This window comes from Nonomuraea sp. NPDC049378 (assembly GCF_055586745.1).
This window is the reverse complement of record NZ_JBVJHP010000034.1, coordinates 51715-77890: the sequence shown is the minus strand read 5'-3', so window position 1 is coordinate 77890 and position 26176 is coordinate 51715. Positions and strand designations below refer to the sequence as shown.

28 protein-coding genes are annotated in these 26176 nt (G+C 69.0%); 14 read left to right on the top strand and 14 right to left on the bottom strand.

The features are described from left to right. Window positions 1-207: 207 nt before the first annotated feature. Together ACZ6SA_RS45425 and ACZ6SA_RS45420 are read left to right on the top strand one after the other, a co-directional pair. A complete protein-coding gene (locus ACZ6SA_RS45425) occupies window positions 208-597 on the top strand; it encodes a hypothetical protein (RefSeq protein ID WP_465835428.1) in 390 nt (129 codons plus the stop codon). 71 nt (window positions 598-668) lie between these two features. Continuing rightward, the gene (locus ACZ6SA_RS45420) at window positions 669-941 is read left to right on the top strand and encodes a nuclear transport factor 2 family protein (protein ID WP_465835426.1); all 273 of its coding nucleotides are present in this window, start codon (window positions 669-671) and stop codon (window positions 939-941) included. Window positions 942-964: 23 nt separating this feature from the next. Here ACZ6SA_RS45420 and ACZ6SA_RS45415 read toward each other — a convergent pair whose 3' ends face one another. The 6 genes from ACZ6SA_RS45415 to ACZ6SA_RS45390 form a co-directional block, all read right to left on the bottom strand. Continuing rightward, window positions 965-2392 carry an LVIVD repeat-containing protein gene (locus ACZ6SA_RS45415; protein ID WP_465835424.1) on the bottom strand — a complete coding sequence of 476 codons (1428 nt, stop codon included), beginning with the start codon at window positions 2390-2392 and terminating at the stop codon, window positions 965-967. Between the two features lie 285 nt (window positions 2393-2677). Then, a complete protein-coding gene (locus ACZ6SA_RS45410) occupies window positions 2678-3661 on the bottom strand; it encodes an NADP-dependent oxidoreductase (protein WP_465835422.1) in 984 nt (327 codons plus the stop codon). A 5-nt stretch (window positions 3662-3666) separates the two neighbouring features. Then, the gene (locus tag ACZ6SA_RS45405; RefSeq protein ID WP_465835420.1) at window positions 3667-4827 is read right to left on the bottom strand and encodes an NAD(P)/FAD-dependent oxidoreductase; all 1161 of its coding nucleotides are present in this window, start codon (window positions 4825-4827) and stop codon (window positions 3667-3669) included. A 5-nt stretch (window positions 4828-4832) separates the two neighbouring features. Next, window positions 4833-5030: a ferredoxin gene (locus tag ACZ6SA_RS45400; protein WP_347649661.1), complete on the bottom strand. Its 198-nt coding sequence runs from the start codon at window positions 5028-5030 to the stop codon at window positions 4833-4835. Between the two features lie 11 nt (window positions 5031-5041). Further along, window positions 5042-6112, bottom strand: a complete 1071-nt coding sequence (locus ACZ6SA_RS45395; protein WP_347649555.1) for a cytochrome P450 — start codon at window positions 6110-6112, stop codon at window positions 5042-5044. A 527-nt stretch (window positions 6113-6639) separates the two neighbouring features. After that, on the bottom strand, window positions 6640-7383 hold the full coding sequence (locus tag ACZ6SA_RS45390) for an MBL fold metallo-hydrolase (RefSeq protein WP_465835418.1): 744 nt from the start codon (window positions 7381-7383) through the stop codon (window positions 6640-6642). A 51-nt stretch (window positions 7384-7434) separates the two neighbouring features. Between ACZ6SA_RS45390 and ACZ6SA_RS45385 the strand changes: the two genes are divergently transcribed. The 4 genes from ACZ6SA_RS45385 (at window position 7435) to ACZ6SA_RS45370 (ending at window position 11461) form a co-directional block, all read left to right on the top strand. Then, on the top strand, window positions 7435-7947 hold the full coding sequence (locus ACZ6SA_RS45385) for an ArsR/SmtB family transcription factor (protein WP_465835416.1): 513 nt from the start codon (window positions 7435-7437) through the stop codon (window positions 7945-7947). After that, entirely contained in the window at window positions 7944-8990 is a 1047-nt protein-coding gene (locus ACZ6SA_RS45380) for an MFS transporter (RefSeq protein WP_465835414.1), read from the top strand. Before ACZ6SA_RS45385 ends, ACZ6SA_RS45380 begins: the two co-directional genes overlap by 4 nt. A 90-nt stretch (window positions 8991-9080) precedes the next feature. Then, a complete protein-coding gene (locus tag ACZ6SA_RS45375) occupies window positions 9081-10295 on the top strand; it encodes an aminopeptidase (RefSeq protein ID WP_465835412.1) in 1215 nt (404 codons plus the stop codon). A gap of 266 nt (window positions 10296-10561) precedes the next feature. Further along, window positions 10562-11461, top strand: a complete 900-nt coding sequence (locus ACZ6SA_RS45370; protein WP_465835410.1) for a GNAT family N-acetyltransferase — start codon at window positions 10562-10564, stop codon at window positions 11459-11461. Window positions 11462-11667: 206 nt separating this feature from the next. Here ACZ6SA_RS45370 and ACZ6SA_RS45365 read toward each other — a convergent pair whose 3' ends face one another. Then, complete coding sequence (locus ACZ6SA_RS45365; RefSeq protein WP_465835408.1) at window positions 11668-12561, bottom strand: LysR family transcriptional regulator; 894 nt, start codon at window positions 12559-12561, stop codon at window positions 11668-11670. A 72-nt stretch (window positions 12562-12633) separates the two neighbouring features. On the opposite strand from ACZ6SA_RS45365, the gene ACZ6SA_RS45360 reads away from it, so the two are divergent. Beyond that, the gene (locus tag ACZ6SA_RS45360) at window positions 12634-13047 is read left to right on the top strand and encodes a RidA family protein (protein WP_347649562.1); all 414 of its coding nucleotides are present in this window, start codon (window positions 12634-12636) and stop codon (window positions 13045-13047) included. Window positions 13048-13110: 63 nt separating this feature from the next. Continuing rightward, window positions 13111-13695 carry a mycothiol transferase gene (locus tag ACZ6SA_RS45355; protein WP_465835406.1) on the top strand — a complete coding sequence of 195 codons (585 nt, stop codon included), beginning with the start codon at window positions 13111-13113 and terminating at the stop codon, window positions 13693-13695. A 184-nt stretch (window positions 13696-13879) separates the two neighbouring features. On the opposite strand, the gene ACZ6SA_RS45350 is transcribed toward ACZ6SA_RS45355, so the two are convergent. Further along, a complete protein-coding gene (locus tag ACZ6SA_RS45350; RefSeq protein ID WP_465835403.1) occupies window positions 13880-14368 on the bottom strand; it encodes a pyridoxamine 5'-phosphate oxidase family protein in 489 nt (162 codons plus the stop codon). A gap of 14 nt (window positions 14369-14382) precedes the next feature. After that, window positions 14383-15801, bottom strand: coding sequence for an MFS transporter (locus ACZ6SA_RS45345; protein ID WP_465835401.1), 1419 nt, complete (start codon window positions 15799-15801; stop codon window positions 14383-14385). A 106-nt stretch (window positions 15802-15907) separates the two neighbouring features. On the opposite strand from ACZ6SA_RS45345, the gene ACZ6SA_RS45340 reads away from it, so the two are divergent. After that, entirely contained in the window at window positions 15908-16402 is a 495-nt protein-coding gene (locus ACZ6SA_RS45340; protein ID WP_347649566.1) for a winged helix-turn-helix transcriptional regulator, read from the top strand. A 120-nt stretch (window positions 16403-16522) separates the two neighbouring features. Here ACZ6SA_RS45340 and ACZ6SA_RS45335 read toward each other — a convergent pair whose 3' ends face one another. Beyond that, on the bottom strand, window positions 16523-17323 hold the full coding sequence (locus tag ACZ6SA_RS45335) for a hypothetical protein (RefSeq protein ID WP_465835445.1): 801 nt from the start codon (window positions 17321-17323) through the stop codon (window positions 16523-16525). 111 nt (window positions 17324-17434) lie between these two features. On the opposite strand from ACZ6SA_RS45335, the gene ACZ6SA_RS45330 reads away from it, so the two are divergent. The 4 genes from ACZ6SA_RS45330 (at window position 17435) to ACZ6SA_RS45315 (ending at window position 19634) form a co-directional block, all read left to right on the top strand. Then, window positions 17435-18262, top strand: coding sequence for a helix-turn-helix domain-containing protein (locus ACZ6SA_RS45330; RefSeq protein WP_465835399.1), 828 nt, complete (start codon window positions 17435-17437; stop codon window positions 18260-18262). A gap of 59 nt (window positions 18263-18321) precedes the next feature. Next, window positions 18322-18459 carry a hypothetical protein gene (locus ACZ6SA_RS45325; protein WP_465835397.1) on the top strand — a complete coding sequence of 46 codons (138 nt, stop codon included), beginning with the start codon at window positions 18322-18324 and terminating at the stop codon, window positions 18457-18459. A gap of 64 nt (window positions 18460-18523) precedes the next feature. Continuing rightward, entirely contained in the window at window positions 18524-19126 is a 603-nt protein-coding gene (locus ACZ6SA_RS45320) for a superoxide dismutase (protein ID WP_347649569.1), read from the top strand. 217 nt (window positions 19127-19343) lie between these two features. After that, entirely contained in the window at window positions 19344-19634 is a 291-nt protein-coding gene (locus ACZ6SA_RS45315) for a hypothetical protein (protein ID WP_465835394.1), read from the top strand. Between the two features lie 194 nt (window positions 19635-19828). Here the strand turns inward: ACZ6SA_RS45315 and ACZ6SA_RS45310 are convergent, their stop codons facing one another. After that, window positions 19829-20581 carry a TetR/AcrR family transcriptional regulator gene (locus tag ACZ6SA_RS45310; protein WP_465835392.1) on the bottom strand — a complete coding sequence of 251 codons (753 nt, stop codon included), beginning with the start codon at window positions 20579-20581 and terminating at the stop codon, window positions 19829-19831. A 131-nt stretch (window positions 20582-20712) separates the two neighbouring features. On the opposite strand from ACZ6SA_RS45310, the gene ACZ6SA_RS45305 reads away from it, so the two are divergent. Continuing rightward, complete coding sequence (locus tag ACZ6SA_RS45305; RefSeq protein WP_465835390.1) at window positions 20713-22095, top strand: serine hydrolase domain-containing protein; 1383 nt, start codon at window positions 20713-20715, stop codon at window positions 22093-22095. Window positions 22096-22508: 413 nt separating this feature from the next. Here the strand turns inward: ACZ6SA_RS45305 and ACZ6SA_RS45300 are convergent, their stop codons facing one another. From ACZ6SA_RS45300 to ACZ6SA_RS45290, 3 genes are all read right to left on the bottom strand, one after another. After that, the gene (locus ACZ6SA_RS45300; RefSeq protein WP_465835388.1) at window positions 22509-24341 is read right to left on the bottom strand and encodes an alpha/beta fold hydrolase; all 1833 of its coding nucleotides are present in this window, start codon (window positions 24339-24341) and stop codon (window positions 22509-22511) included. A gap of 306 nt (window positions 24342-24647) precedes the next feature. Next, the gene (locus ACZ6SA_RS45295) at window positions 24648-25091 is read right to left on the bottom strand and encodes a hypothetical protein (RefSeq protein ID WP_443156480.1); all 444 of its coding nucleotides are present in this window, start codon (window positions 25089-25091) and stop codon (window positions 24648-24650) included. Between the two features lie 311 nt (window positions 25092-25402). Next, the gene (locus ACZ6SA_RS45290; RefSeq protein ID WP_465835385.1) at window positions 25403-26086 is read right to left on the bottom strand and encodes a winged helix-turn-helix transcriptional regulator; all 684 of its coding nucleotides are present in this window, start codon (window positions 26084-26086) and stop codon (window positions 25403-25405) included. Window positions 26087-26176: the final 90 nt, after the last annotated feature.

Below are 26176 nucleotides of genomic sequence, written 5' to 3'. Positions count from 1 at the left end.
GCCATGTCGCGTTCCACCCTGTCGGAGGGCGGGACAGCCCGGCACTGCACATTTCGTGGGCAGCGTCGAAGCTGTCCCTCGCCCGTTCGTCTTCAGAATGTGAGCCTCTATGAAGGAGTAGACATGTCCTCAGCAACCCTGCCGCCAGCGCGTGACCTCCCACAGCGACGAGCCGACATCCTTGACCGTCTGAGCAGCGGATTCCAGATGTGGCTGGCCACCGCCAGCGACGGTCACGGGGCACATCTGATCCCGGTCGCCTACGTCTGGAACGGCTCGACCTTGACTTCCGCGACCTTCCGCCGCAGTCGCACGGTCTCGAACCTGCGGGCGAGGCCGACGGCGCGGTTGGCGATCGGAGACACCGCTGACGTCGTCCTGATCGACGCCTACACGATCCTGCTCGACGTACCCGACATCGACGTCGCCTCGGCCGAGGCGTACGCAGAGGTATCGACAGACCCACGCAATACTCCGGACATGTTCCTGTACATCCGCCTCTGCCCCAAGCGGATACTCGCATGGAATTCTCTGGCGGAGTTCAGCGGCCGTACCGTCATGCTCAACGGCTCCTGGCTTGACACCCCCGTTGACTGAAGCTTGAGATGCGGGCTCGACGCTCCACCGGCTGCGGGACGACCACGCCGACGCGGCAATGATCGGCGACTATGACCGTTTCGCGTCGCTGTTCAGATGGTGACACCGCGACCGGCCGGGAATCCATCTTCGAGATCGGTCGCCAGCGCGACGGCAGGTCGGTCCTCATGTACGGCCTGTTCCACGACCGCTACCAGCGCACCCCGGATGGCTGGAAGTTCACCGAGCGCGTCCTCGAGCCCAGGTACCTCGACACCACTGCGCTGCCGGGTTCGCCTCATGTGACCTGGGACCCCGCCGGCCCAGAGGCCGGAAACACCTCCTTCGCGGAAGAAACCCGATAACCGCGGTTCCTCGATCTGCTCCGTCAGCCCCTGCCGCGGCCGGTATAGCGGAGGATGTGAATGCCCTGGTTCTTGTCGGAGACGTAGATGTTGCCGCGGGTGTCCACCACGACGTCCTCCGTCTGGGCCACCAACTCCCCCTCAGGCATCGGGCCGTACCTGCGGACGGGGTCTGGAGGCACGAAGTAGCCGACCTCGCGCGGCAGGCGGGTGTTGGAGACGTCATAGATCCGCAGCCCGGCGTTGAAGTGCGCGACGTAGCACAGGTCGCCTTGTTTCTGCACGTCGGGGTGGTGCTGGTGGTGGTTGATGTTGTGCGGCCCGCTCCAGCCGCCCCTGCCGGAGAAGTCCTCGTACGGCGCTCCGGGTGGCGGTTCGGGGGTGGGCAGCAGGGACAACAGCCAGGGGTTGGCCGGATCGGAGATGTCCACGATGGAGGCGTGCGGGGCGGCGCCCTTGCCGTAGGAGACGTCCTCGGAGTTCGCGAAGGCGATCTTCCTGTCCGGGATCGGGAGCACGCCGTGCACACCGAAGCGGGAGTGGAAGGGCGGGCTGAAGTTCAGGCCGCCGACCGGCTTCGGCTGGGTCACGTCGGAGATGTCCAGCACGACCAGCCCGGCCGCGCCGTAGGGCAGGTAGGCCAGGTCGCCGGTGACGTACGGGGGCCCGTGCAGGGACACGTCCGCGCCGTTGGCGCAGCAGAAGCCGTGTGTGTGCGGCAACTCGGGGGCGGGCGTGCCCTTCTCGCCGTCCCGCTGTCCCGGCACCCACCAACGCCCCACCTCCCTGGGCCGGGACGGGTTAGCGATGTCGACGATGGAGTAGATGTTGCCGCGGAATCCCTTCGCGCCCGCCGCCACGTGCACGTAGCGTCCACCCGGATAGAGGTTGCGGTGCGTCCCGGTGCCGCCGGTCGTGTAGTGGCCGAGCCGTCGCGGGCGTACGGGGTCCTTGATGTCCCAGATGTAGATGCCCTCCTCGAAGGAGGCCTCCGGGTCACCGCCGAAATTGGGGAAGATCTGCTCCAGTGCGGTCACCATGATGTCGCCGTGCAGATCGACCTGCAGGGTCCAGGTGTCCTTAGGCCCAGGCACGAACGCCACCACCTCCGGCCGCCGCGGATCGGTGACGTCCACGACGCTCCAGCCCGAGTGCCAGAAGTGACCTGTGTAGAGATACCACCGATCGCCCACGCGGCGGATGGCGAGCTTGAAGGCCGGCCGGTGATCCATGTCGGTGTAGCCGACGACCTCCACGTTGCGGGCGAACTGGCCACGCGGACCGGGGACGACCGCACTGACCCCGGAGTCCGCGCCCGCGTGGGCCGCCTCCGTGCCTGCCCGGGCCGGTGTCGCGACCGTCTGGGTCGCCGCCAGGGCGGAGGCCGCGGTCAGTGAGGCGCGCAACGCCTGACGCCGCGACACGCCGGAATCCGTTCGCTCGACTCCCATGTCACTCCTCAATCGGCTATCAAGATCATGGTCGTGGTCATCCCATCAACCCATCCGTAAAAGCGAGCGAAAGATCATCTGTCGGAAAACGTTCGGCCCTCGCCCCGAAAGCCAGAGATTTTTCTGCAAAACCGCAGACAGGAGGGTCGTGGGGGGCGGACCCGGAAGGATGCCGCCACCATGCCGCTATGCCGCGTTCCAAGCTTGATCGGCACCCCTGGAGCGGCTTCACTCACCGAAACACCGTCGGCACGACGACCATTCGGGCTGGCCGATGGCGGGCCCTCACGTCATTGAGATGACCCATTTTCCCCGGGTGTTCGGGGCGGCGGCGAGGTCGGCGAGGGCTTGGGCTGCCTGGTCAAACTGGTACCTGCGGCTGATCATGTCCACCAGCGTGCCGTCGAGAACGCGAGCGGCGAGGGTGGGGAAGGTGTCGGCACGCAGGCTTGGGGGACCGTCGACGATCTTCACCGTGACGTCTCCGCTGCCGAGCGAGCTGAACGTGGTGCTGATCACCCGACCGCCTGGTCTGAGCGCCTTGACAGCCTCTGCCAGCCGGTCTCCGTCGAGGACGAGGTTGACGATGGCGTCCACGCCGTCCGGGTGGAGTCTGCGGGTCGCGGTGACGACGTCGGTGGTCAGATAGTCGATCGTGTGCGTCGCGCCCAGAGTGCGGGCATAGCCGGCGTATTCGGGGAGTGCGGTGGCGACGACCTCCGCCTCGCGCTCCTTGACCAGAAGTTGGACGACGATGCTGCCCACACCTCCTGTCGCGCCGATGACCAGGACTGTCTCCCCCGGCTGGAAGTCGCCGTCCTGGATGGCGGCGGCGGCTGTCATGCCGGTGCTCGCGAGCGCCGCCGCCGTCTCGGGGGCCAGGCCGGCGGGCCTGTGCGCAACGAAAGGGCCGTTGGCTTGGAAGGTCGCGTACTCGGCCAAGCCACCCGAGGTGACCGCGGGCAGGCCGAATCGCTCGGCGTAGGAGGGCGGGACGCCGAAGCCGAAGACCTCGTCACCTGCGGCGAAGGCGACGACTCCGGTGCCGAGCTTTGTGACCGTACCGGCGAAGTCCGATCCCGGGACGTAGGGGAAGCGGGTTTCGAATGCTTCCCTGATGTCTCCGCTGGTCATCATGAGGTCGGCGGGGTTGAGCGAGGCCGCGGACACTTTGACCTGGATCTGGCCGGGTCCCGGCTCCGGGATCGGCAGGTCCTCGATCCTGAGGGTGTGCGGCGGGCCGTAGGCCCTTGCTACCAGGGCTTTCATATCGATCATCCTTTCTTTGTGAGCATTGGGGTGCCGATGAGAGCGCGGGCCTCGCGGAATTGACGTGGCAGGCCCATGCCTGCAACCCCGATCACGCGGCCGGCCCGACCGTAAACGGCCAGGAAGCGGCGGTCTTCGAGGTCTCCTTCCACGACGGCGAACGCGGCATCGCCGGTCGGGTAGCCCCAGACCTGCAGGCGCAGGCCGTACTGGTCGGTCCAGAAATACGGAATGCCAGGTTCGGTACGGCCGCCGAGCAGGTTGTGTGCCACGCACCTCGCCTGCTGGGTGGCGGACGTCCGGTGTTCGATCCGGACCTGGGAGCCGAGGACGGGTTGGTACCAGGCAGCTACGTCACCGGCCGCGGACACACCGGGGCCTGCGCTGCCGTAGCGGTCGCAAAGGACGCCGCTGTCGACCGGCAGGCCGCTGCCGGTCAGCCAGCCGCTGGAGGGCACCGAGCCGATGCCCACGACTACCAGATCGGCGGGCACGGTGCGTCCATCGGTCAATACGACGCCGCCGACCCGGTTGCCTTCCGGGAGTAGGGCGGCGACCTCGGCGCGCATGAGCAGGGTGACGCCGTGGTCGGCGTGCGTGCGGGCCATCAGCCCGCCGAGCACGGGTCCGAGGACTTCGGACATCGGGGCGGGGCCCTGGCCGATCAGTGTGACGTGCGCCCCTATGGCCCGCGCTGCGGCGGCGATTTCCGAACCGACGAACCCGGCGCCGATCGCCACCAGCCTGGATTCCGCTGTCAGCCGATCGCGCAGGGCCAGGGCGTCGTCCAGGGTGCGGAGGTAGTGCACACCCTCCAGGCCGTCGCCCGGCACGCGCCTGGGTTGTGCGCCGGTAGCGATGATGAGGTGCTCGTAGCCGATGTGCTCCCCGTCCACGAGGGTGATCTCGCGGCTGTCCGGATCCAGGGCCACCGCTTCGGTGGACAACCGCAGGTCGAGGCCGGCGAGCTGGTCGCAGGTGCGTAGGACGGTCCGGTCGGCGTCCCACTGGCCCAGGAGCACCTGCTTCGACAGCGGCGGCCGGTCGTAGGGGAGGTGGGGCTCGGCGCCGATCAGAGTGATCGGCCTGTCGCAGCCCGCCTCGCGCAAGGCTTCAGCCGCGGACAGCCCTGCGGCCGAGGCGCCGACGATGACCACACCGGGCATGGCGTTCAGTCCTTCTCCAGCGCAATGGCCAGCGCGGGGCAGAGTGTGGCCGCCTCGCGTACGGCCCTGGACTTCTCGATGGGCGGCGTCGGGTCGAGGAGCACTACCACCCCGTCCTCCTCCCGCTGGTCGAACACCTGCGGCGCGGCCAGAACGCACTGCCCGGCACCGATGCATCTGTCCTCTTCTATCCGCACGCGCATCGCGCTGTCCCTCACCATGTGACCGGTACCTCGTGGATGCCGTAGATGTTCGCCTCGTCCTTGAAGGGCAGCTCACGCGCCGGCACCGCCAGCCGCAGCCCGGGAATCCGGGAGAACAGCGCGGTGAACACCACCTCGAGCTCCAGCCGGGCGAGGTTTTGGCCCAGGCACTGGTGGATGCCGTAGCCGAAGGCCATGTGCGGCGCGCCGCTGCGGTGGAAGTCGAGCTCGCCGGGGTGGTCGAAGGCGGCGGGGTCATGGTTGGCTGCGGCGCCCAGGGCGATCACTCCCTCTCCCTCGCCGATGACGGCGTCGCCCAGCACGATGTCGGCCGTCGCCACCCGGGCGGTGCCGACGTCGGCGATGCTGAAGTAACGCAGCAGCTCCTCGATCGCCTTCGGCATGATCGCCGAATCGGACTCCAGTTCGGCGAGCCGGTCGGGATGCTCCAGCAGCGCCACCGTGCCGAGCGCGATCATGTTCGCGGTGGTCTCGTGGCCGGCCACCAGCAGCATCGTGGCGGTGACCACGATCCGCTCGCGGTCGTAGTCGCCCGACCGCCGGTATTTGTCGATCAGGCGGCTGATCAGGTCGTCGGCGGGCTCGCGTTCCTTGCGGTCCACGAGTTCGGACAGATAGTCCCGCAGTTGGCCGAGCACGCCCACGCGCTCTTCGGGCGGGCTCGACCGCGAGACGGCCGCTGCGGTACGGCTGTGGAAGAACTCCCGGTCGTCGTACGGGACGCCGAGCAGCTCGCAGATCACCAGCGACGGCACCGGCAGGGCCAGCTCCCGGACGAGGTCGGCCGGCCGCTCGCCTGCCATCAGCACGTCGATGCGCTCATCCACCACCTCTTGCACGTATGCCCGCATGGCCTGCACCCGCTTGACCGCGAACTCGTCAGCCACCATGCGCCGGTGCCGGGTGTGCTCTGGCGGATCCTGAAAGACGAACCCCCTGGCCAGACCCTGCGTGGCCGCCCGGAAACCGGGAGCGGGACTCGGATAGCCGGGACGTGTGGTGTCCTTGCTCGCGCGTGGGTCGGCGAGGAACTCGCGAGCCAGCGCATACGAGGTAATCACCCACGTCGTCCGGCCATCGGGAAGGACGACCTTCGAAACCGGGCACTCGGCACGCAGCCGGGCGTACTCCGGAGGGGGCGACAGGGGGCACGACCTGGGCATCGGGAAAGCGGGCCGGCTGAGAACGCTCATGGAACCTCCAGTAATCGGAGAAATTTTCTCCACTTACGGCGAAGGTACCTTTCCCAGACGGACGCCGTCAAGTGATCGCAGGCGCGACGGAAAGGGGCTGATCGATGCGCGCGCCTGATGACCTGCGCGCCGCTTGTCCGGCGACCGGTCCCTGCCGGTGGCCATGCAGGACAGGCTGATCGCCGAGGCGGCCGGCCGGTGCGGGTCCGCTCGCCAAGCCGTCCCCGGCACGTGAAGGCTCGTTCCTGAACTGATGCCGGCGGAGGCCGTGGCGTCCGACCTGGCGATCGCAGCATCGCCACCCATGACGCAGCGCTCTGCCCGCCGCGCGCAAGAACGCGCTGCTGCTGCCGGTGATCGAGGAGGACGCCGCAGGCGATCGATGGAACCGTGGCTCACGAAAGGTCGAAGACGAGACCGGGCGTGGCGATGCCGATCTCACCGTCGTACGTGGCCCCAGCGGCGGCTCGCGCGGCTGAGGTGTCCGTGCCTGGCTGCAGGTGCGTCAGCAACAGGCGCCGGGCATCGGCTTCCAGGGCTTGCCGGCCTGCCTGGCGGGCGCTTGTCAGGTGACGTCGGGACCCCTCCGGGACCTGGTTCACGTAGGTAGCCTCGGCCAGTAGCAGGTCAGCGCCACGGGCCAGTTCCACCCTGTCGGGACCCGGGCCGCTGTCGCCGGCGTACGCGAGCACCCGTCCGCCCGCTGTCAGCCGTATGCCGGCATTGGGTACCGAGTGCGGCAGCAGACGAGTCTGTGCGCGGAACGGGCCGATGTCGAATCTGCTGCCGACGGTGAACTCGTGCGGGACATAGGCGCTGGCCAGCACCCCTGGGCGGTCCAGCGCGAGCACCGCATCCAGGGCGCCGGGCAGCGAGTACACCGGCAACGGCGCCGGCGGATCATCGCGCATTGTGCGTGCCCGCAACAGCGGGTTGAGGTCGGCGCAGTGGTCGGGATGTCCGTGGCTGACGAACACCGCATCGATCTGATCGGCGCTGACCCGTTCCAGCAGCCGCGGCACCGTCGCATACCCAAGGTCGACGAGCAGCCTGAACCCGTCGTGCTCCACGAGGTAACCGCTGCAGGCCTGGCCCGCCGCCGGCCACGCACCGCATCCGCCGAGGATCGTCAGCAACATCCGTGAACCCACCTCTTTCCCCATGGTTGTTGGAGAACTTATTATCCCAAGGTGTCTTTGGAAAATCGGGATGACCTTGTCCCCCTGCGCGCCCTGGCCAACCCGCTGCGCATCCGCATCGTGTCGCTGCTCACCGGCGCGTCGATGTCGGCCACCGAGGTCGCCGACGAACTGGGCATCGCGCACGCCTCGGCCAGCTACCACCTGCGCCAGCTGGCCAGAGCGGGCTTCCTCCAGCAGACGGACGAGCGGCCGCGGGCAGGCAAGGGCCGCCCGCAACGGCGCTACCGCTACGACCCGTCCAGCGGCGAGCGCCTCGACCGGTCCGAGGGACGGCAACTCCTCCACCAGGCGATGAGCACTGACCTGGCCAGGCGACTGGCTGAGACCGATCGCCAGCGCACGTCCATGGACGCCGAGGTATGGCTGGCCAGGCCCGTCTGGGAGGAGATCGTCGGCCTGATCGACCAGGCCGTGGCGCTCCTGCACGACAAGGCCGGACCGCCGCACGACGGCGTCAAGGTCAGCATGACCGCGCTCCTGCTCGAACTGCGTGACGAATGATGATCGGCCGCCTGCTCCTCTGCGCGGCCGGCGCGTTCCTGTCGATCGGACTGCTCATCCCGGCGGTTCCGCGATACCTCACCGGCCCGCTGGGCCAGCAGGCGGGCATGGTGGGCGTCTCGCTGGCCGTCACCGCGGCGGCCGGGGTGCTCGCCCGCCCACTGGCCGGACGGGTGGCCGACAGGGCCGGACGCCGCACGGCCCTGTGCGCGGGCGCGCTGCTGCTGTCCGGCACGTCCCTCGCGCTGCTCGCCGCCGGACAGTTACCGCTCTTCTTCGTCCTGCGCGGCGTCGCCGGCGCCGGTGAGGCGCTGGCCTACGTCGGCCTCGCCGCTCTGGCCGGCGACCACCGGCGGCCCGGCGCGGCGATCAACCACTTCTCCGTCGCCGTCAACGCCGGACTGCTCGCGGGGCCCGTCATCGCCGAGACGCTGTACGCCGCATCCGGGTTCGCCGCCGTCTGGATCACGGCCGCGGCCGCGGCGCTGGGGTCGGCGGCGCTCGGCCTCACCCTGCCGAGGACCATGAGCCCGGACACGGAGAGCGCGAGCCCGGATCCCGGATCCGGGCGGGCCCAGCTGTACCACACGTCCGCTCTACGACCCGGCTTCGGCTACCTGGCCTCCGTGTGGGGCTACACCGCCATCAGCGCCTTCCTGCCGCTGCACGTCGCCGCGCTCGGCGGCGGCTCCGGCGGCCTCCATTTCCTGGTCTACGGCGGCGTCCTCGTCGCCGTCCGGCTGGCCGGACATCCCCTGCTCGCCACGGCCGCCCCGGCGCGCCTGGCCGTCGCCTCCCTCCTGCTGACCGGGACGGGATCGATCCTGCTTGCCGTCTGGCTCTCGCCGGTCGGGACATGGTGCGCGATCGCGCTGATCGGCGCCGGGCAGAGCCTCGGGCTGGCGCCTTCCTCAGGATGGCGGTGCACGGCCTGCCCGCCGGCGAGCGCGGATCCGCCGTCGCCACCACGACGGCCTTCTTCGACGTCGGATTCCTCAGCGCTGCCCTGGCCCTCGGCGTCCTCGCCGACCGGTTCGGCCTGACCGCCGGCTTCGCCCTCGCGGGCGCCGTGTCCGCCGCCGGGGCGCTGCTGTTCCTGCCCATGCGCCACAACGAACGCGAAGGAGCCCCCCTTGACCATTCCTCCCGCTGACCTGTCCGGCTATGCCGACGTCGTGTTCGACGTGGCCGTGCCCCTGCTGGCGGACGACCGGGTGCTGATCAACGCCGAGATCGAGCACGCCCCGCTCGCCCGCGCCCTGGCCGAGGCCGCCTACGCCAGAGGCGCCCGCTACGCCGACATCTGGTACTTCGACCCGTACGCCAAACGATCCCGCGTCCGGCACGCCGACACCGCGAGCCTGGCCGAGGTGCCCTCGTGGCTCGACGGCCGCAACGACGAGCTGGGACGGCACGGCGGCATCATCGTCAACATCCGCGGCGCCACCGCCCCCGACCTCCTGGCCGGGCTGGACCCGGTACGCGTCGGGCTGGACCGCATGCCGTCGCTGACCTCACGGCAGCGGCTCCAGCTCAACAACCTGGTCCGCTGGACGATCGTCCCCTACGCCACCCCCGAGTGGGCCCGTGCCGTCTTCGGCGAACCCGACCAGGCCAGGCTGTGGCGGCACCTGCGCCACATCCTCCGTCTCGACGAGCCCGATCCGCGCGCGGCGTGGCGGCAGCGCATCGCCGAACTGCTCGATCGCGCTCGACAGCTCACCGAGATGCGCCTGGACGCCGTGCGGTTCGAGGGCCCCGGCACCGACCTGACCATCGGCCTGCTCCCGGACGCCCACTGGACCGCCGCCCGCCTGGAGGACGTCAAGGGCCGCCCGTTCCAGGCCAACCTGCCGACCGAGGAGGTGTTCACCACCCCCGACCACCGGCGCGTCGACGGCACGGTCCGCGCCACCCGGCCGCTGTCCCTCGACGGCACCGTCATCCGCGACCTGGAGCTGACCTTCGCCGATGGCGTCGTGACCGGTGTCAGGGCGAGCACCGGAGCTGACGTCGTTCGCGCGCACCAGGCCACCGACGCCGGAGCGGCCCGGCTGGGCGAGCTCGCTCTGGTCGATCGTTCCTCGCGGGTGGGCGAGAGCGGCATCACCTACCTGGAGACCCTTCTGGATGAGAACGCCACCTGCCACCTGGCCTGGGGCGCCGGGCTGCCTCCTGGCGCGCCCGCCCACCTGCGTACGGACGATCCCGCACGGCTGGACGCGGCGGGCGTGAACACCTCGCGCGTGCACGTCGACTTCATGGTCGGCGGCCCGGACGTCACGGTCACCGGGCTGGGGCCCGGCGGGAAGGCGGTGCTCCTGCGCGACGACGCCTGGCAGTTCTGACGCCCTGCCACAGTCGGGAGTATCAACTGTTGAAGTGGTCAGAGGCCGGCCAGAGCCGGGTCCGGGCGGTGTCAGTCTAAGAGAGAGGGTGAGGGCGATCGACGAGGCGCCTCGTGCCGTCCGGACCGGCTGCATCCTGTCATGTCCTGACCGGTCAGACCAGGTTCTGGCAGAGAAGCTCGGGGCGGTCCATACGTTTACCGATATCATTCCATCGACCGGCGCGTATTGGACGTATCACCCCTGGTCCTCCTAGCGTTCGTCGGGTGACGGAGCGACGCGCGATCCTCAGCGGATCGACCTTCGAGGAACAGATCGGGTACGCCAGGGCCGTCGTCGACAGCGACCGCGTGCACGTGTCGGAAACCACCGGTTGCGACTCCTCGACCATGACGACCTCGACCGTGATCAGGGAACTCCATGCGAACGAGCAGTTCGAGCAGGTCGACGAGTTGTTCGAGCGGATCTGGGGATTCGAGCCGGACAGCCGGCCGATCACCGCCGGGCTGATGCGGGCGCTGACCCACGCGGGCAACTACGTCTCCGGCGCCTTCGACGGCGACCGGATGGTCGGGGCGTCGGTGGGCTTCTTCGGGCAGGACTCGACCCTGCACTCGCACAACACGGGCGCGGCAGCGGGACGGGGCATCGGCTTCGAACTGAAGCTGAACCAGCGGCAGTGGGCGCTGGACCGCGGGATCTCCCGGATCACCTGGACCTACGACCCGCTGGTCCGCCGCAACGCGCACTTCAACCTGGCCAAGCTGGGCGCGCGGCCGGCGGAGTACCTCCCGAACTTCTACGGCGTGATGGCCGATGCCATCAACCAGGGCGACGAGTCCGACCGGATCCTGGCCGTGTGGCCGCTGACCGAGCCGCGGGTCGAGGCGGCGGTCCGGCGGGTGCCGTGTCTGCCGGCGGTGCCGGAGGACGCCGTGGTCGGGCTGGGCGACGACGGCGGCCGCCCGGTCGAGGGCCGTACCGACGGGCGCGTGGTGCTGGTCGCGGTCCCCGAGGACATCGAGCGGCTGCGCGGGGTGGACACCGGTGCCGCCAAGGCGTGGCGGCACGCCATGCGCGACGTTCTGGGCGGTCTCATGGAGGAGGGCGCCACGGTGACAGGCTTCCATCGCAAGACCTACTACGTGGTGCAGAGGAACGCATGAAGATCACCGGGGTGGAGCTGCGGCGGATCGCGATGCCGCTGGACTCACCGTTCCGTCGTTCGGCACCGAGACGACGCGGGGCGTGCCGCTGGTGCGTGTGGTCACGCCCGACGTGCTGGAAGGGGTGACCACCGCCGCCGCGCGGATCATCGTCTCAACGCATGACTCCGATGCGTCGGTCGATGCGCGGAGAGGGAGGAAAGGATTCAGGGTTCGCCGCGGGCGGCCTCAAGGAATCGTGTGACCAAGGGGTTCTGGTCGTCGCGACGCCAGGCCACTGCGACGGTGGTGCGCGCGCTGTTCGGTTCGATCCGGCGGTATGCGACACCGTTGAGGCGGATCCGGCGGATGCTCGCCGGGGCGAGTGACACGCCCAGTCCTGCCTCGACGAGCGCGCAGACCGTCTGCCATTCGACCGCCTGCTGGCCGAGGCGGGGTTCGAAACCCGCGCTGCGGCACAAGTCGAGGATCCGATCATGAAAGATCGGTCCGGCACTACGGGGCAGCAACACGAACGGTTCGTCCGCGAGTGCTTCGATCGGGAGGACGCGCTGGGCCGCAAGGTGGTGGGCGGCCGGCAGGACCGCGATGAACTCCTCGGACAAGATCGTCTCGGTCTCCAGCCCTGGCTCGCCCGGCGGCTCGCGCAGGAGCCCGACGTCGATCACATGCTCGTGCAGAGCGGACACCTGCGGCGCTGTGGTCATCTCACGGATCTCCATATCCACCTGGGGAAACCGGTCGCGGTAGGCGCGCAACAAGCCCGGCAGGACGGTCAGCGCGAGCGATGCGGAGAAGCCGATCCGGATGCGACCGGCCTCGCCACTGCCAGTACGTCGGGCCGCGTCCAGGCCGACGGCAATCTCGTCGAGTGCACGCCGAGCAACGGGCAGGAGTTGCTGTCCTGCCGCGGTGAGAGTGACCGCGCCGGGTCCTCGGGTGAACAGCGGGTGCCCAACCTTCGCTTCCAGGCGGCGGATCTGCTGGCTGAGCGGCGGTTGCGCGATGCCCAGCCGATCCGCTGCGCGCCCGAAGTGGAGCTCCTCGGAGAGGACCACGAAGGCGTGAAGCTGCTGAAGGCTGAGCTCAGGACGATCCATATCTTCAGGAATATCAGATAAGTCTCGGATAGGTATTGGACATATCGCTGCTGGTTGCCTACCTTTCGCCACATGACAGAGCGACACGTGATCTTGAGTGGATCCACCTTCGAAGAGGAGATCGGCTACGCGAGGGCGGTGATCGACGGCGACTGGGTGCACGTGTCCGGGACGACCGGGTTCGACTACACGACCATGACAATCTCCGCCAACGTGGTCGAGCAGGCCGAGCAGGCCCTGCGCAACGTTGGATCGGCACTGGACGAAGCGGGCTGCTCGTTCGCCGACGTCGTCCGGGTCAGATACCTGCTACCCGACCGTGAGGACTTCCAGCCGTGCTGGCCGACGCTGCGCCGCTGCTTCGGCGACATCCGCCCTGCCGCGACGATGCTCGTGTGCGGCCTGGCCGATCCACGCATGAAGTTCGAGATCGAGGTGTACGCACGACAGCCCGCAGAGCCAAGTCCCGTGCCCGCTGCTTCCTGACCGGCAACAGGCTCCGACGCCTTCCGGACGCAGAACGTCCGGAACGGGGTCTACCGTCGCGACATGACCAACAGCGATTACTGGTGGGAACCGCCCTTCGCCGGCACCGAGGCCGAGCACCTCCTCGGTGCGCTCGACCGCCTGCGCACAACCTTTCGCTGGAAGACCGACAACCTCGACGCGGCCGGGCTGCAGACCCGCGTCGGCGCCTCCTCGCTCACGCTGGGCGGCCTGCTCAAGCACCTCGCATGCGCCGAAGAGCAGATGTTCAGCACCAAACTCAGCGGCGCTCCGCTCGACGCGCCGTGGGACACCGCAGACTGGAACACCGACCCCGACTGGGACCTCAACTCGGCCGCCGACGACACCCCCGAGGACCTCTACGCGCTCTGGGACGCCACCGTCGAACGGTCCCGGGCGAGGCTCGACGCGGCCCTGGCCACCGGCGGACTCGACCAGCTCGTCCACCTCGCCTACGCCGACGGGCGCCATCTGAGCCTGCGCCGGCTGCTCTGCGACCTGATCGAGGAGTACGGACGGCACACCGGGCATGCCGACCTGCTCCGCGAGGCCGTGGACGGGCTGGTCGGTGAGGACCCTCCGGCTGGATGGCACGCGAAGTCCAACCGGCCACGCCTCCGCAGCTGACCGCCGTACCGGCCGAAGCTCGCAGAGCAGCTCCACAAGAACGGCCGATGTGCAGCTCATACCGCGGCCGGCGAACATCGCCCGTGGACGGAGTCAAGGGCGCCATGGAGGTGCTGCCCGTAGATCATCGCCGCCCTGTCCCGGATTTCTGGAACAGGACGGCTCGGCGATGTCTCCAGGTCGTTCAGCGTTTCCCCGGCGCGTACCAGATTCTGCTGTGCAGGTCGCTGCCCCTGATCACTTGTACGCGCCACGGCTCCAGCCGCAGCACGTGCAGCTTGGGGTCGCCCGGGTCGCGCCAGAAGTTGCCCAGGTCGTAGCCGGCCCCCTGCGGGCTCGTACGCCGATAGAGGCCCCACACGTGGTACTTGGTCTCCAGGTCGTCGGCCCAGGTGGCGACGGTGTCGACGCTCACCGCGTTCTGCCGGGGCGTCCAGTAGGAGAACGTGCTGTGCGGGTTGCCCGCCAGGTGGGCGGCCTTGACCGGTGTCCTGTAGGTGGCGAGCCAGCCCAGCGGCCGCCCGTCGACGTTCTCCCAGACGGGGATCAGTACTCGTGCGCGGGGCCGTCCCTTCTGGTCGACCGTGGTCATGGTCGCGTACACGATGTCGCCGATGTAGGCGTCGAACTGGCCCTTGATCTCGGCGAACGACGTCACGTGGTTGCTCAACATCGTCTCCCTGCTGCTCAAACGGTGGCGGGGGCGGACTCTTGGGCCGGTTCGGGGGAGGCGACACGGGTCCGCAGGCCGAAGGCCATGACTGCCGCGCCGAGCAGCGCCGCCACCAGCGGGACCACCAGCGCGGTCCGCAGCGCGTCCAGACCGGTTCCGGCGGAGACGCTGACCGCGGTGACGGCCGACAGCCCGAGCGCCATGCCGAACTGCATGGCCGTGTAGAGCAGACCGCCCGCCAGACCGTGCTCCTCCTCCTCGACGCCCTCGGTCGCGGCCATGGTCAGCGGGCCGTACGCCAGCGCGAAAGCCAGACCGAGCAGGAGCAACGCCGGCAGCATGGCGGTGTAGGCCCAGTCCATGCCGACGGGCAGAAACAGCGCGTACGCGACCGCCGCGAGCACGATGCCGCCGAACAGGACTCGCGCGTTTCCGAAGCGGTTGACCAGGCGTGGCGTCAGCGTGGGCGCGAGCACCGTGTCGATCCCGATCACCAGCATGGCCAGGCCGGTCTGCATCGTGCTCCAGCCGCGCACCTCCTGGAAGTACAGGGTGGCCAGGAACTGGAAGCCGGCGAACGCCACCAGGAACAGCAGAGCCGCCAGGTTGACGCGCACGAGCGACGCCTTGCGCAGGATCCCCAGCCGCACCAGCGGTGACGACGATCGCCGTTCGATCGCGACGAACAGCCCGAGCAGCGCCAGCCCTGCGACGAACGTCGCAACCGTCAGGAGAGGCCCGTCACCGGGGTGCTCCAGCCGGACCACGCCGTACACCAGGAGCAACATGGCCCCGGTGATGGACAGCGACCCCGCCAGGTCGAAGCTGCCCCGAGCCCGCTTGCCGCCGGTGTCGCGCAGCAGGACCAGCGCCGCCACCAGGATCAGCGCGGACAGGATGACCGGCGCGAAGAACACCCACCGCCAGCCGAACGAGGTGAGCACGCCGCCGGCGACCAGCCCGAGCGAGAACCCGCCCGCCGCCGTCCCCGCGTACACGCCCAGCGCCTTGGTGCGTAGGCGGCCCTCGGGGAAGTTGGAGGTGATCAGCGCCAGCCCGGCCGGCGCCATGAACGCGGCTGCCACCCCCGTGACGAACCGCGCGGCCAGCAACATCCAGCCTTCGGTGGCGAACCCGCCGAGCCCGGAGAAGAGCAGGAAGACGCTCAGCCACACCACGAACATCCGCCGGTGTCCCAGCAGGTCGGCGGCGCGGCCGCCCAGCAACATGAACCCGCCGTAGCCGAGCACGTAGGCGCTGACCACGCCGCTGAGCATCCCGGTGGACAACCCCAGGTCGGCGCGGATCGACGGCAGCGCCACGTTCAGCATCGCCACGTCGATCCCCTCCAGGAAGATCGCGGCGCACAACACCAGCAACACGCCCCACGCACGCGCTGTCATGCGTGCGGGCCCGCTGACGGAATCCGACATCGGAGCCCAACCTCTCTGCATCGGAGAACCGATCCGCAGACGGTTCCCCAATGCCCTCTTGGTTCCTTCTTGTAAGTGACAGCATCGTCAGGCACTATCGATGAGCATGGAAGACGGCACTTTCAAGTCCCTCGGTTACTGCGGTGATACCGGCATCGACGAGGACGTTCTCCAGTGGGACCAGCGCGCGGAGTGTGAGGTGCGGCATATTCTCGACCGCATCGCCGACAAGTGGTCGCTTCTGATCATCGCGCTGCTCGACAAGCGGAGCCTGCGCTTCAGCGAGCTGAGCCGCGCGATCGATGGGGTCAGCCAGCGCATGCTGACCCGTACGCTGCGGCATCTGGAACGCGACGGGCTGGTGAGCCGGACCGTGCATCCCACCGTCCCGCCACGTGTGGACTACGAGCTGACCCCGATGGGCGCGACCCTGCACAGCACCATCAGCGCCCTCGTCATCTGGACCGAGGAGCACCAGAACGCCATCGCGGCCGCTCGCGCCGCCTACGACAGGAAAGTGGTGGCCGAACGGGAGACCGCGGAACGCCTGGAGGCCGAACGCCAGGCCGTCGCCCACGTGGCCCTGTCAGGCAGGGGCTGACCACCACCACGCCCCGCGCGGCGGCGCGGTTCAGCAGGAGCAGGCGATCGGCATCCCCGACCTGCCACAACCCGCGTCTCCTCTCCCGTCTCGGCACCAGCCGCGTTCTTGTCCCGATGGTCAGCGGATCCAGACCGAGGCGTACACGCCGTCCTCGACATTCACCTGCACCGGGCGCAGACCGCGCGCCACCAGGCTGTCGAACCTGCGCTGGTAGGCGGAGCCGGAGGTGTCGATGTGGTGGTACCAGGGCCGGACACCGTCCTTGCGGTAGATCGCGGCGAACCGCGCCCCTCCCGGGCCCACCGCGACCGCCGTCGGGCGAAACCCCTCGGCGGTGCGCTCGTCGAAGAACTTCCTGTGCCCGGCGGACGACTTTCCGTACGAGTAGTACCACCCGCCTCCCTGGCTCTGCCGCCAGACCGCGACGTACCGGGGGTCCGACGGCGTACCGTACATATCAATCGAGACCGGTACGTACCCATCCGCGTGGGCCTTCCGGTTGTGGGCGGCGAACTCTGCCCCGGTGAGCCCCATGCGGGAGAAGAACCGTTCGGAGCGCTTCTCCCACAGTGCGGCGAACGTCGCACGGCCAGCCGGACCCGTCGCGGACACCGATATCGGCTGGTACCCCTGCGCGAGGTAGTCGTCGAACCGCGCCTTGAAGCCCGCTTCGGACATCCCGCTCCGCGAGACCCAGGCTCCGCCTCCGCCCTTGACCCAGACAGCCGCGTATCTCGGCCCTTCCGAGACGCTCACCGTGATCGGCCGGTAACCCCGGCTGCGCAGGCTCTCGAAATGGGCCTGGTGCGCGCTCTGGCTCGCGCCGGAATATGCGCGGAAGGCCACCCCCGTGGCGGCGTGTGCCGGCGCCGCAACACCGCAACTCCCCATGGCGACCGCAACCACTGCCGCGAACATCCTCTTCACTCGTGTGCCTCCTCAGACGGCTGACTTGCCCAGTACGGCTCATCCTTGTCACGCTTTGATTGATCACCACCGATCAGATGTTTGATCAACGAGGCAGGGCGAATGGGCAGGCCAGAACGGAAACTCGATCCTGACAGCGGGTTGGTCGAACACTTCGCACATGACTTACGCCAGCTGCGGGTCGCGGCAGGGCAGCCGACCTACCGGATCATGGGCTCGCGGGTCGGTTGCTCACCGAGCAAGCTCTCAGAAGCCGCGAAAGGGCTCCGGCTGCCCAGCCTGGCGGCGACCCTCGATTACGTACGCGCCTGCGGCGTGACGGACACGGCCGAGTGGGAGCAGCGCTGGCACGAACTCGACGGCCAGATCCAGCAGCATGCCCCGACCGCCGGCCAACCCGTGCCCAGCGATCCAGCCGTGGCGGACGAAGCCCATGGCCAGGAGCCGAGGCCACGCGCTCTCTGGAAGGTCGCGGCGGTCGTCGGCACGGCGCTGGCACTCGTCACGGCCGGCGGGGCGTTCATCTGGGCCTCGGGCGATGCCGTACCAGACATACCCACGCGGTGCCGCACGCCCCTCGTGACGGCGCGCGTGCCGGTGTCGATGCAACCGTGTGTCGCGGTGACCGACGGCGCCGTGGTCGCATCCCTCGACCTGCGAACGGTCCGCGCGGTCGACGGCGCGGTCGCCTACATCTGGCTGCACAACGTCAAATCCCGCGCACCGCTGGCGAAAACCCTCCGCACGTGCGAACTCGGTGTCTTGGCAGCAGGTCAGGCGCTTACGTGCGGACCGTTCTCGCACGAGGTGCCGCCTGGACGCTACACCACCGCGGTCGCGGTGGAGCCGGGCCCGCGGCAGAGCGAACCGCCGCACTGGCGCCGCGGCGCCACCGGAACGCAGAGCCAGCAGGTCAACACCGAGCCCTGAAACCGCCACGCGGAGCCATCACGGCTGTGGCGAGGTCACGGGGGCGCAGGGAACCGCCGGTGCCGCAGAAGACGGTGAGACCGGTGGAGGGCCGGGCTACGGGGCGACAGGCGCTCGAGCCCCAGGCACGCGAGCAGATCATCAGCATCGAGCACGGCGGGGTGACGCTGTTCGGGCTGGCCACGTCCGAGACGTGAGCTAGTTGCAGCGCTATGGTTATTGCGAGGACTGTGCAAGTAGGAGCTTTGGAGGATAGACGTCATGGGTCAGTACACCCTTCCGGACATGCCCTACGACTACGCGGCCCTGGAGCCCGCGATCACCGGCGAGATTCTTGAGCTGCACCACGCCAAGCACCACGCCGCCTATGTCAAGGGCGCCAACGACACCCTGGACCGGTTGTCGGAGGCCAGGGACAAGGGCGAGTTCGGCGGCCTGGTCGGCCTGGAGAAGACGTACGCCTTCAACCTGTCCGGCCACGTCCTGCACACGATCTTCTGGCAGAACCTGTCCCCCGACGGCGGCGACCGCCCCGACGGCGAGCTGGGCGACGCGATCACCGAGCACTTCGGCTCCTTCGACGCGTTCAAGAAGCAGCTCACCACCGCCACCGCCACCGTCCAGGGCTCCGGCTGGGGCGTGCTGGCCTGGGAGCCGCTCGGCCGCCGCCTGGTCGTCGAGCAGGTCTACGACCACCACGGCAACGTCGGCATGAACACCACCCCGCTGCTGGTGTTCGACGCCTGGGAGCACGCCTACTACCTGCAGTACCGCAACGTGCGCCCCGACTACGTCGAGAAGCTGTGGGGCCTGATCAACTGGAACGACGTCATCGCCCGCTACGACGCCGCCCGCGGCGCCTAGCCCCGATGCCGGCGACGCCCGCCTGGCCCGAGCTTGGTCCGCGGGGCCAGGCGGGCGCCGCCACCTCACAGATCCGGATCGTCCCGGCAATCGAGGTGGACGGCTTGCTGGCCGCCGTGGCAGAGCTCTCAGGCGGTCGGTTCGGCACGGCACGGCAACCTACGCCCGTTCGCCCTGCGCGTCGTCTCGGGCGCGACCTCCGTCCAGGAAGATGGCGATGATCGTCGAGCTGGCGTCTTCCACTCCGATCGGCGGCGAGGGCCCCTACAAGGAGTTCAAGCAGAGCGTGGCCAGGATGATCGAGCGGGCCCGCCGGGACGGGGCCCGCGGCGTGCTGAGCGCCCAGGACGTGGCCAAGGTGATCGCCGAAGCGGTCGCCGCACGCCACCCGAAGCGCCGGTACAAGATCGGGCCCCAGGCCCGGTTGGCGCCACCGGCCCGGCGCCTCGCGGGCGATCGCGGCTGGGACGCCTTCATGCGCCGGATGGTGCCGTTCTCCGTGGACTGACCCGTTCGAGCTCTGCCCCACCTGGCTGCTCCGTCCCCCGGCCACCTCCTCATACCGGCCCCGATGTCCAGGCGGCGACGGGAGCGCCTGGACGCGGGGAAGAGGGAGGCGGTAGACGGGGGACGTCAATAACGGCGCCTGCCACTCGGCCCTCGCGGTGCGCTCGTCGGCTGGGTTTGCGGATGGTGGCGGTCTCAGTCGTCGCCGCGAACGGCGGTGGGAGCGAGGCGGGTGACCAAACCATGCAGGACGCAGTCCAGCCCGGTGTCGAAGTCGTCGTCGCGGATGCCGCCCGGGTTCTGGCTGCGCTGGGCGGCGTAGAGTTCTCGCAGCCGCGGGTATTCCTTGACGGCTTGTTCGGCGGCCGGCCACAGGCGGTCAGCCCACGCCTGCTCGCTTCGACCAGTGCGGGCGAGCGTGCTCAGCCACGCGGCCTCGCTGGTCGAGATCCCGATGACGTAGGCCACAACGGTGTTCAGGGCCTGGTCTGCCGCTTCGAGTGAGAAGCCCGCCTCCTCGAACACCGCGAGCATGGCCTCGGTCAGCCGCAGCATGTTCGGCCCCAGGTAGGCCAGGCCTGCCTCCCCGAGCACGGAGACGATCCAGGAGTGGCGCAGAAGCGTTGAGCGCATGCTGCGGGCGCAACCGGTGATGGCCGCCCGCCAGCCCGCCGCGTCGCCTGTGCTCGGCACCTGGACCTCGCCGTAGACCTCGTCCACGACGAGTTCGATCAGCTCGTTCTTGTTGGTCACATGGGTGTACATCGAGGTGGCCCCGGCGTTCAGGAGGGCACCGAGCTTACGCATGCTCAGGGCGTCGATGCCCTCGGTGTCCAGCAACTGAAGCGCCGCGGACACGATCTGCTCCCGGCTCAGCGCCGGCTGCTCCCGCCGTTGCCGCCGCACACGAGTCCACACCGATGGGAACACCTGCTTGTCGGCTGGCATGCGCTCTCTCCTCGTGTCTCATGACCATCCTCTCCGCACAGTGTACGGGTTTACGACCAGCGTTCGAGCACCGTACAGTGTGCGGTGAGCAGAGCGATGTGCGGAAAGAAAGTTTTCGGAGGGACCTCTTCATGTCTTCACCACGATTCGATGGTGACCGTTGGCAGGCCAGGCTCGATGAGCTGCGCGACGCCCACCACGTGCCGGGAGCTTCCCTGGCCGTGCTGACCGGTGGAAACATTCACGAACTGGCCAGCGGCGTGTTGCACCGGGGCACAGGGGTGGAAGTGACGACCGACTCGGTGTTCCTGGCCGGCTCGCTGGCCAAGGCCTACACCGCCACGCTGGTGATGCGGCTGGTCGACTCCGGCGCCCTGGACCTGGACGCGCCGGTCGTCAGCGTGCTGCCGGAGTTCGCCACCCCCGATCCACGGGCCACCAAGACGATCACCATCCGGCAGCTGCTGTCGCACACCGGCGGGGTAACCAACGACTTCAACTACGACAGCGGGCGTGGTGACGACTGCCTGGCCAAGTACGTCCAGGCGGCCAGGCAGGTGGCACTGGACTGCCCGCCAGGAACGGCGATCTCCTACGGCGGCCTCGGCTACGTCGTGCTGGGCCGCGTCATCGAGGTACTGACCGGCAAGACCTGGGATCAGGCGCTCAAAGACCTGCTCTTCACCCCGCTCGGGCTGGAGCACTCGCTAACGCTGCCTGAGGAGGCGCTGCGCTTCCGGGTGGCGATGGGCCACCAGGGCGCACCCGGACAGGACCCCGAGCCGGCACCGCACTGGGACGTGATGCCGCGCTCGGCTGGGCCGTACGGCAGGGTCATCGTCTCGGCCGGCGATGTCGCCCGGTTCGCCAAGATGCACCTGGACGGCGGCCTCGCCGCCGACGGCACCCGCGTCCTGTCCGCCGACACCGTCGCCGCGATGCAGCGCCGCGAGGTCGACAGCCCGGACAAGTGGTCGATGTCGGCCGACGGCTGGGGCCTGGGGTGGACACTGCACGACTGGAACGGCATTCCTGGCTACGGCCACGACGGCAGCGCCGTCACCCAGCACTCCTACCTGCGTGTCATCCCGCACGCGGGCGTGGCCGTCGTCCTGCTGGCCAACGGCGGTGACGTCAGCCGGCTGTACGTCGACCTGGTCGCCGACCTGCTGGACGAGCTGGCCGGGGTGCGCATACCGCCTCCCTTCGCTCCGGCGGCGACCCCGCCCAAGGTGGACATGACGGAGTTGGTGGGCGCCTACAGGCGCGAGGGCGTCCTCACCACCATCACCCAAGAAGACGACGGAGCCGCACACATCCGGTATGAGTTCGTGGACGGCATGAAGGGCTTCTCCACACCTCTGGAGGCGAACCTGACGCCGGTGTCGCAGACGGTGTTCGCCGCCTCCGGCGGGCCTTTCGGCGAAGCCTACATCCCGGTGGTGTTCTCCACCCTGACCAACGGCACTCCCTGCGTGTACGTCAGCATGCGCTGCACGCCCAAGATCGCCTGACGTCGACCGCCCCAGCATCGCCCACACCTACGGGACCTCCAGCGGGGTGGATCCGTCGCCGGTCGACCCCGGCCTGCTGGGCGAGCACAACATCGCGGTGGGGGGGTTACTGGCTCGGCGCCCACCTGCGCCTGCCCGGCAGCACCGCCGCCGAGGCGCTGGCACACCTGGTGGCCCGCCGTACCGTCGGCAAGGTCATCCTGCGCCCGTGACAGCCGGGACCCGCTGGTCATCCTGGACAACCCTCGCCTCGGCCGCAGCGCAAGGGGGAGTTGACAGCGCAGCGGCAAGAGCCGGCGGCTCAGGAGCGATGGAGTAGCCGGCGGAGCGCACTGCTCAGCGCCGGCAACTACCTGCGGACCGCCGGGTTCTCCCTCACCTGCGGATGACCATGGTCGTCACGCTCACGGTCCTCACCACGAGATCTGCGGCGCCGGTCGGCCGCTCATGATCGTGACGATGGCGGACGGGTGGGTGAGGTGGGGGTGATGGCCGGCGGTGGGGACGGTCGTGACGGCGGCCTGGCCCGGATCGCCGATCAGCGGGTCCAGCTGCCCGGCGACGAGGTGGAGCGGGACGGATACCGCGGTGGTTTCCCTGAGAAGGGCTTGGAGCGCGGCGCGTTCGGCGGGTTGGTTCGCGGCCCGAAGCCACGTGGCCGTGCGGCGGGCGACGCGGGGTCTGCGCAGCTGGGCGGCGGCGCTTTGGATCGCGGTGCGAGCCGCGCTGGAGGCGGTATCACTGCCCGAGCCGAGGAGCGAGGACGTGAGTCGCTCGGCGGATGCCTTCTTGAGGAGCGGCGTGGCGAGTAGCGGCGTGCGCAACATTGCTGAAGCCGGCTTCTGGAGGAAGTAGGGAGAGATGAGCAGCAGACCCGCGACGCGGTCGGGGTGGGCGGCGGCGTATCGGAGCGCCGGTGCCGCGGCCGCCGAATGGGCGACGATGACGGGCCGGGTGCGTACGGGGGCGAGCAGATCGGTGAGCCACTCCAGCGGGGTCGACTCCGTGGGGGCCGAACGGCCCAAGCCAGGCAGGTCGGCGACGAGGGCGGACGCGTCGAGCTCGTTGAGCACGGGCCGCCAGGACTCACCATCGAGGGGGATGCCGTGCAGGAGGACGAAGCCGGGCGAAGTACGGTCACCAGCGACATACGTGCGGGATCCACTGACGTCGTGAAAGCCGCCTGGAAGCACGGCCGCGGCTGACCCGAATTCGTCCGCTACCAGGCGGTCGGCCCAGCGGCGCAGCGCGGTCTGTACGGGAGGCCGGCGGAGTCCCGCGGCTTCGGCGACCTTGTCGGCCGAGGTCGTGTCGTAGCGGTCCTCGGTCAGAAAGGTCAGGGTCTCGGGGTTGGCTCCGGTGAGTGCGGTCGGCAGGCGGCGGATCAGGCTCACGGGTATGAGGGTTCTCGGCGCACGCACGCCGAGGTGGCCGGCGAGTAGCCGGAGCATGTCGGGCAGGTCCGGGGTGTTCTCGTCGAGGACCCAGTGCAGGCCTCCCGGCTCCGGGTCGTGCTCGGGGATCGAGGCCATGAACTTCGCGAAATGGTCCACGGCCACCACGGGCACGAAGGTGCGCGCGGTCCCCGGCACGACGGGCAGCTTGCCCTGCCACAGATCGCGGACCAGCTCGGCCAGACCGATGTACTGATCGGCCTCTCCCGTCAGCGAGTGGCCGATCACGCTGCTCGGATTGACCACGGTCAGCGGGGTCCCCAGCTGCGCGGCGACGACCCGTACTGCCGCGTCTCCCTCGATCTTAGAACCTTCATACGCTCCCTTGTCGCGATAGAGCTCCACCAACTCCGCTTCCGGCAGCGGATAACGCGGCCGCGGATCGAGCCCCACCCGGTAACCCGTCACATGGACGAGCCTGCGCAGGTCGGGCCGGGTGGCGGCCCAGCGCAGCACGTTGACTGCGCCCTCTACGTTGACCGCCCTGGCTTCCTCACGCCGGAGCCCGAACCGGTAGATGGCCGCGGTGTTGAACACATCTCGTACGCCTGAGAGCCGCTCGTCGTCCGTGTGGCTCAGCCCAACGCCCGGCCCGCTTGTGAGGTCACCGCCCAGGACCGTGAGCCGCTCGGTCGACATCCCGTGATCCATGAGCCAGCCAGGCAGCTTGTTCCCGGCGGAGTCGCGGACCACTGCGGCGACCTTGCGGCCCCGCTCGAGCAGATGCAGCACTGTCCATTTGCCGAGGAAGCCGGTCGCACCGAATACCAGGGTGTCCGGTGCTGTAGTCATCTTCTGCATCAAGTGTCCTATCTAGACCAATCTACATATTTTATGATCACAGAGCAGCGCTCTGGCTTGCCGAGAAGCCGCTCTGGCAAAAATAGACCGATCTACATAATTTGTCCATAGCCCTTTCGACAGTGACGATCCGGGGGTACGAGCCATGCCTGTCTCTGCGGCCACGCGGGTGCAGCGCCAACCACGGCCTGCGGTCACGGTGCGTCGATCGGGTTCACGCCGAATCGACCGGAGAGCTTCACAGCCCGCTCAAGCTGGGCAAAGGCACCCTGTGGCGATGTCCCCTGTATCCCACCGTCATCGGCGGCTACTGACCGGGTTCAGGGGGCGCGCGTACCGCCGACGTAGGTCACGGGTTGCGAGGAACATCAGCACAGCCCAAACCGTGCAGTACCCGCCGAAAACCGCACCACCCCGATCACCGATCAGAGCGGTGCTCAGCATCCCCACCCCCCAGACGGCCGTCAAGACCGTACATATCCAGTGCAAGGTCAGCACCACCCTGTACGGCCAGCGTCCCTCGAACCGGACCAGCCCGGCCAGCAGAATCGCCACGATCAGCAGCCCAGATCCGGCATTGGCCCACTGAGCCAACGCCACCTCCCCCGGCCCGTAATCCAGATAACTGTCCGGCGAGACACGCGGTCCACCGGTGACGCCGAGTCGCCCGTCGAGGGCGTACCCGATCTTCGACGCCACGTACAAACCCGTCCAGGTCATCGCTGCATACGTGATCCTCATGACACCGAGGGTGCCCGCGATGCCTAGCAGCCTGACTCCCCCAAGGGAGGGGTTCCCGGTCCGGTCCTCCCCCACGAGAGCGAGCCATTCACCTGGCGAACGCCGATCCCGGCATCGTGAGCCATGGAACGCCGCGTTCCCCCGGCCGGCTGGTCCGCCGAGCAGACCAGCCGGTCTGGCGCTCCGATCGGCCAGCATGCCGGCGAACGGCCCTACCACCACGAGGGGCAACGTCAGCGCCGAGATCGTGAAGGCCCCGGCAGCGGTCGCGGACGGGAAGGCGGTTCGCCGGAGGGGAAACGCCCGGCGAACTACTCCGCCCTCGTCGCCTCGGGGCCGGGGGGCGGGACGGCCCGGCGGAAGAGGGCAAGAAACCCCACCGCCGCCTCCACGTCGCCGTCGACACGGAGGTCACCGCCGACCACCGCTTCTTCGGGAGAACGCACCCCTCTGAGCAGCGAGGCGAACGTGGCCGCGTCGGTATCGAGGGTGATGTCGGGATGTTCTACCCCGCCACGGGCGATGGCGATCTCGCCGCCGGCGGCCGTGACGCGAAACTCGTCCCCGCCAAGCCGTACCGTTGCTCTGATCTCGACATCGCCGACCGGCCCGGGATCGAACAACGCTTTCAACGACAGGATGAGCGAGTCGACGCCGATCGGGGCGTCGAGCGGCAGTGAGGAAGAACCTCCTGCCCAACGCCCCAGCCCGGTCACCACCGGCTCGAGCCCCATGCCCCACTCGGTCAGTTCGTAGACGGGAACGCCCGCCGGCGGGGGGAGCCGGCGGTGGCGGACGACACCGCTTTCCTGGAGCTGGCGGAGCCGCTGGGACAGCACATCCGGGCTGGCGCCGGGCAGCCCCGCTTTCAGGTGAGTGAATCGCTTGGGGCCGAGCAGCAACTCGCGCACGATCAACAGGGCCCAGCGCTCGCCGACCAGGTCGAGCCCGTGCGCAACCGCGCACCCGTCATCGTATTTGCGCCTCCCTACCATGCCGTCGATCCTACCGCGCCGATTCAACAGTCCACGCGATTAGTTGTTTTTTCCAATCATCTAGTTCTATTGTTCAACCACAGACTTCCC

Coding starts and splice junctions, on each gene's coding strand:
- ACZ6SA_RS45425 (WP_465835428.1), top strand. CDS start 208: ATGTGGCTGGCCACCGCCAGCGACGGTCACGGGGCACATCTGATCCCG.
- ACZ6SA_RS45420 (WP_465835426.1), top strand. CDS start 669: ATGACCGTTTCGCGTCGCTGTTCAGATGGTGACACCGCGACCGGCCGG.
- ACZ6SA_RS45415 (WP_465835424.1), bottom strand. CDS start 2,392: ATGGGAGTCGAGCGAACGGATTCCGGCGTGTCGCGGCGTCAGGCGTTG.
- ACZ6SA_RS45410 (WP_465835422.1), bottom strand. CDS start 3,661: ATGAAAGCCCTGGTAGCAAGGGCCTACGGCCCGCCGCACACCCTCAGG.
- ACZ6SA_RS45405 (WP_465835420.1), bottom strand. CDS start 4,827: ATGCCCGGTGTGGTCATCGTCGGCGCCTCGGCCGCAGGGCTGTCCGCG.
- ACZ6SA_RS45400 (WP_347649661.1), bottom strand. CDS start 5,030: ATGCGCGTGCGGATAGAAGAGGACAGATGCATCGGTGCCGGGCAGTGC.
- ACZ6SA_RS45390 (WP_465835418.1), bottom strand. CDS start 7,383: ATGTTGCTGACGATCCTCGGCGGATGCGGTGCGTGGCCGGCGGCGGGC.
- ACZ6SA_RS45380 (WP_465835414.1), top strand. CDS start 7,944: ATGATGATCGGCCGCCTGCTCCTCTGCGCGGCCGGCGCGTTCCTGTCG.
- ACZ6SA_RS45365 (WP_465835408.1), bottom strand. CDS start 12,561: ATGGATCGTCCTGAGCTCAGCCTTCAGCAGCTTCACGCCTTCGTGGTC.
- ACZ6SA_RS45360 (WP_347649562.1), top strand. CDS start 12,634: ATGACAGAGCGACACGTGATCTTGAGTGGATCCACCTTCGAAGAGGAG.
- ACZ6SA_RS45355 (WP_465835406.1), top strand. CDS start 13,111: ATGACCAACAGCGATTACTGGTGGGAACCGCCCTTCGCCGGCACCGAG.
- ACZ6SA_RS45350 (WP_465835403.1), bottom strand. CDS start 14,368: ATGTTGAGCAACCACGTGACGTCGTTCGCCGAGATCAAGGGCCAGTTC.
- ACZ6SA_RS45345 (WP_465835401.1), bottom strand. CDS start 15,801: ATGTCGGATTCCGTCAGCGGGCCCGCACGCATGACAGCGCGTGCGTGG.
- ACZ6SA_RS45340 (WP_347649566.1), top strand. CDS start 15,908: ATGGAAGACGGCACTTTCAAGTCCCTCGGTTACTGCGGTGATACCGGC.
- ACZ6SA_RS45335 (WP_465835445.1), bottom strand. CDS start 17,323: ATGTTCGCGGCAGTGGTTGCGGTCGCCATGGGGAGTTGCGGTGTTGCG.
- ACZ6SA_RS45330 (WP_465835399.1), top strand. CDS start 17,435: ATGGGCAGGCCAGAACGGAAACTCGATCCTGACAGCGGGTTGGTCGAA.
- ACZ6SA_RS45320 (WP_347649569.1), top strand. CDS start 18,524: ATGGGTCAGTACACCCTTCCGGACATGCCCTACGACTACGCGGCCCTG.
- ACZ6SA_RS45315 (WP_465835394.1), top strand. CDS start 19,344: ATGATCGTCGAGCTGGCGTCTTCCACTCCGATCGGCGGCGAGGGCCCC.
- ACZ6SA_RS45310 (WP_465835392.1), bottom strand. CDS start 20,581: ATGCCAGCCGACAAGCAGGTGTTCCCATCGGTGTGGACTCGTGTGCGG.
- ACZ6SA_RS45305 (WP_465835390.1), top strand. CDS start 20,713: ATGTCTTCACCACGATTCGATGGTGACCGTTGGCAGGCCAGGCTCGAT.
- ACZ6SA_RS45300 (WP_465835388.1), bottom strand. CDS start 24,341: ATGACTACAGCACCGGACACCCTGGTATTCGGTGCGACCGGCTTCCTC.
- ACZ6SA_RS45295 (WP_443156480.1), bottom strand. CDS start 25,091: ATGAGGATCACGTATGCAGCGATGACCTGGACGGGTTTGTACGTGGCG.
- ACZ6SA_RS45290 (WP_465835385.1), bottom strand. CDS start 26,086: ATGGTAGGGAGGCGCAAATACGATGACGGGTGCGCGGTTGCGCACGGG.